Raw genomic sequence first — 4,436 nt, 5'->3', positions numbered from 1 at the left:
GATTACTATCCGTTTGGGATGCTACTCCCGAACAGACACGGAAACACTAGCGACTATCGTTACGGCTTCCAGGGACAAGAGATGGATAATGAAGTAAAAGGTGAAGGGAATTCTGTAAACTATAAGTTTAGAATGCACGATCCAAGAGTGGGTAGGTTCTTTGCAGTGGATCCTCTAGAAAAAGATTATCCTTATTACTCTCCATATCAGTTTAGTGGTAATAGACCTATAGATAAAGTTGAGTTAGAAGGTCTTGAACCTGCTGAACCAGGAACTAAAGAAGGTGAACAGGGTGGACGACATTATGATAGAGAATTAATTGATAGTGGCGACTTTGGGATCAACGTTCTATGGGATGGAAGTTTAAAACCAAATTGGGTTTGGCATGAAGGAGGTGTAAATGGGTCTGATGCAGGTTGGTATACAGAAGAAGCTTATTCAGAAATTATAAAACCTGTAGCGGTAAACTATGCTAAGATAACTGGAAAATGGAATACCTCTTGGAACGGTCAATCTCAAGCTTCAGGGGATTTTGATGAATATTCTAAATTTGTAACGTCTAGAGAAAAGGTTGATGGTTATGGAACTTTCCTTAGTCAATATGCTAATAGTCTTGCAAAACGAAATAATAATCATTTAGCTTATATGGCTAGTGGTCACTTAGAAACAGATAATATATCTACCCTAACTCTTTTCTTGCCTGCTGTTAGATTATTAGGCAAGTCATCTCCAAAAATATTTTATACTGTTCAAGGTGCTGATGATGCCACTCGTTTACTCAATGGAGGTGCTCCATGGCCAAATAGTGCAAGTCGCGCACATCTTGGAGAAGGTATCTATGCTTGGGGAGATAAAACACAGGCATTTGCATATAAAGCATTAAAAGAGTCAAGAGGAATTACTAATCTTGAAGTAGTTTCCTTCAGGGTATCTAGATATCACAGGTTAAAAACTTTTGATATGACGAAAGCTGGAACAAATTTTTCAGATGATTTTATGAATACACACAGTAAGTTATTTGGGGAGGGGCTTAAACACGATTTTCAGCACGTTATAAGACCAACTGGTAATGGAGGAACAGAATTTTTCTTTTCAAAAGACATATTTTCAAGAATTAAATTTTAGTTATGATTGAATCGGAATATAAATATAGATTACGTGATAAGACCGCTACTTGGGGTATTGCCATAGACTTGATTATTGCTTATGAAAAAAACTTAGATTTAGATAAAGAAAAAGGTGTAATACTCAATTATGATGATACCGTATTTCTTAATAGTGAAGAAAAGGAAATAATAAAAAAAGCTTTATTTTTTGTAAATAAACAAAACTCAGCAAATGATTCTTTTCATTTTTTTGTTAAAAGTGTAATCTTCAATGATTGTGATTTTCAAAAGGAAGGATTGTTTTTTGCTACTGTTTTATGGGCTACTAGTCATTTTTCTTTTGAAAAACCTTCTAGCAGTTATACCTTTAATAAAAAGGACAATTTGTACGTGTTTGATTTCTTAAAAGAGTAGTATACTGTGTTGCTTTTATAGAGTTTTAAACTTTATGCTTTTGATAAATGTATTCAATTTATTAGAGAGTAATTAAACAAAAAATGGTTATTCTGAGAGTATCTATGTCTTTATAATTTTAATTTTTTATGGAAGTAAAAAATTAAAATTATAAAGACAGGGTAACATCACTAATATTAAGAACATTAATATTAACATACTCTCTTTTCTTTTGCTATTTTATTTAAAACCTTTTTAACAAAAGGAATCTTAATAGAGAGTAATTACCACAATTATTATTGGCTGAAAAATATATTATAGCATGAAAAAAACCACCCTTTTAGTACCGTTATTCAAACAATTTATTCGTGATTCTGAAACTGGTAAACGATTAAAAAAGAATGGTGAGCGTATTACAAAAGGGACTATAAATAATTATCGTTATGTATTACATAATTTAATTGAGTTTTCTGTAGATACTGATTTTGAACTACGTATTTGCGATGCTTCAAAATTGACCAAACGAGAAATAACTTCTGAGAAAAATTATTGGAAAAAATTTTATAATAAGTTTTCTCAGTTTATGTTTAAAAAAGGGTGTTATGATAATTATGTTGGTCAGAATATGAAACAGATTCGTACATTTTTTAACTATCTAAAAAATGATAAAGATTTTCAAACAGGCGACTTTCATCGTCTTTTATATGTTAGGAAAGAGGAAGTCGATATTCTAGTTCTATCACCAGAACAACTTAAATTTTTAATTCACGATAAAATATTTGAAACTTCCCTAACAAAAACTGAACAACGTATTAAAGATATTTTTGTGTTTGGCTGTACTACAGGTTTACGTTTCTCAGATATATTTTTACTAACCAATCAGAACTTTGAAAAGATTCAAGACGATGTGTATGTAAAGGTTAAGAGTAAAAAAACCAAGACCTATACCTCAGTAAAGTTACCTAATTATGCTATTGATATTTATAAAAAATATCAACCACGCAGTAATAGAATAATTGTATTTACACCAATAACTCTGTTTAACTTTAATAAAACCCTTAAAAGCATAGGAGAGAAAGCTAGTTTTACGGCTTCTATTGAAGTTTCTAGAGAGCGTTTAGGCAAAGTGCCTAAATCACAAAAATCTACTCAAAAAACAAATGTACGCTTTTGTGATAAGATGAGTAGTCATATGATGCGCCGTACCGCTATTACAACAATGCTTATTTTGGGAATGCCGGAGCATTTAGTTCGTAATATTAGTGGTCATACCGGAAACAGTAGTTCTTTTTATCGATATGTACACTTTGCACAATCATACATTGATAAAGAAATTGAAAAAGTACACGATAAATTAGCGGTTTATTAAAAGATTAATTGATGTTATTTGGTATATGATTAAATAAAAAACAAAAGCTACCTATTTTAATAAGTAGCTTTTGCTTATATTGTTATAATTCATTTTTCATTTTGTTTACTGAATGGATTACGAATCATTGCTATTTTAACTTCAGCAACCTTTTATTCAAACACTTATTTTGGCACCAAGGAAAATTAATGCAATTTAGAAACCATTAAAAATAAAACAATCGGTAAATAAATTAAATTTAGAATACTAAAAAATAAAACATAAAAATTAATCTTCTTTATTGATATAGAATATATGAATAAAATAAACCCCAAAAACCCTAAGGCAAAAGAAATATAAGAATAATATATTACAAACAAATAGTTTAGATATTTTTGGTAGGAAAGAAAAAATATTATTAAACCTACAATTAATACTATAAGTTGTGCCTTAAAAACTTTATTCTTCATAAAATGTGATTACTAATAAAATTATCCTTTTTTCTTCTTTTCAACAGTTGTAAAATGTATTGTTATTGTTTTACCATCTGTCGACTTCACTTTCTTATTTGAAGTTGAGTATTCAACACCTAACAATTTAAACATTCCTCTAAGTTTGTTAGCAGATTTTTCATCAACATGTCCCCATTTATTAGATTCTCCTGTCATATACTCTGTATAAGATTTTAAAAGAAAAATATTTGTATCTCTATTACCTCCTTGCTTTTGTATATATGAAAACATTTCAAAGTTAGTACTATTGGTTACTTGAGAATTAAATGTAAACTTTGGGTCATTGTATATCTTATCTAAAGACCCAATATAACCTGCATATGCTAATGGTCTATCCGCTATATTATCGGTTGTATCAGGGCCATTTCGTCGATTACCGTTTTCATCTACAAAAGCATGTTGAAAAGTAATTCTACCTAATAAAGGAACTGTTATTTTTTCTGAGCCAAACATCATTCTTTCACCACTACCTGAATCAACATAACTATGAGCCCAGGCATCGCCTATTGTATGAAGTTGCATAAAAGTATTATCTAAAAGAATTAAATCAACTGCTTTATTCAATACTTCAGATTGAGGGCCTCCAGTTAAACCATGAAAATCTTCTTGAAAAGCCTCCCAAGCCCAAGTTCCAGCTCCACCATCTTTTCCCCAAACAAGAAGATCCATTCCTGGAGCCGGAGTCATAGTCATGGAATAATCATTATGAACTTCATGGTCGTAAAATTCAGCTTGCCATGCTAAGTAGCGAGCTGTACTTTTATCTAATCCCGACATTAGACCAAATGCATAAACTGTCCAAAAATGACCATCTTCTTCCCACTTACCATCAGGATCTTGATATCTAAGGGGATTATTAAAACCAAATCTATAAGGTGTAATTCCTGGAGCTCTTTTTCTTAAAGGATCAACACTTAACCATCTACCAACTCTTGGATCATACATTCTTGCTCCAAAATCATAACTATTTCCTTCCCCTTTAACTTCATTATCTAACTCCTTACCATTAAACCCATAGCGATAGTCAGATGTGTTTCCGTGTCTGTTCGGGAGTAGCATCCCAAACGGATAGTAATC

At 31.2% G+C, this 4,436-nt stretch carries 4 protein-coding genes; 3 read left to right on the top strand and 1 reads right to left on the bottom strand.

The window, feature by feature from the left end:
- The 3 genes from U0D62_RS25500 to U0D62_RS25490 all read left to right on the top strand — a co-directional run.
- A partial coding sequence (locus tag U0D62_RS25500) for an RHS repeat domain-containing protein (protein WP_322290191.1) occupies positions 1–1,125 on the top strand: 1,125 nt, incomplete at its 5' end.
- Positions 1,126–1,127: 2 nt separating this feature from the next.
- Entirely contained in the window at positions 1,128–1,520 is a 393-nt protein-coding gene (locus U0D62_RS25495; RefSeq protein WP_322290190.1) for a hypothetical protein, read from the top strand.
- Between the two features lie 301 nt (positions 1,521–1,821).
- Positions 1,822–2,868, top strand: a complete 1,047-nt coding sequence (locus tag U0D62_RS25490) for a tyrosine-type recombinase/integrase (RefSeq protein WP_322290189.1) — start codon at positions 1,822–1,824, stop codon at positions 2,866–2,868.
- 470 nt (positions 2,869–3,338) lie between these two features.
- On the opposite strand, the gene U0D62_RS25485 is transcribed toward U0D62_RS25490, so the two are convergent.
- Positions 3,339–4,436: RHS repeat domain-containing protein (locus U0D62_RS25485; RefSeq protein ID WP_322290188.1), on the bottom strand; the 1,098-nt coding region annotated here is incomplete at its 5' end.

Source organism: Aquimarina callyspongiae (assembly GCF_034322225.1).
In the GTDB taxonomy this organism is placed as follows: domain Bacteria; phylum Bacteroidota; class Bacteroidia; order Flavobacteriales; family Flavobacteriaceae; genus Aquimarina.
Note: the sequence above shows the minus strand (reverse complement) of the source record. Positions and strands in the feature narration are given on the sequence as shown.

Excerpts from the sequence above, each read along its gene's own strand:
- U0D62_RS25495 (WP_322290190.1), top strand. The coding sequence starts at position 1,128 with ATGATTGAATCGGAATATAAATATAGATTACGTGATAAGACCGCTACT.
- U0D62_RS25490 (WP_322290189.1), top strand. The coding sequence starts at position 1,822 with ATGAAAAAAACCACCCTTTTAGTACCGTTATTCAAACAATTTATTCGT.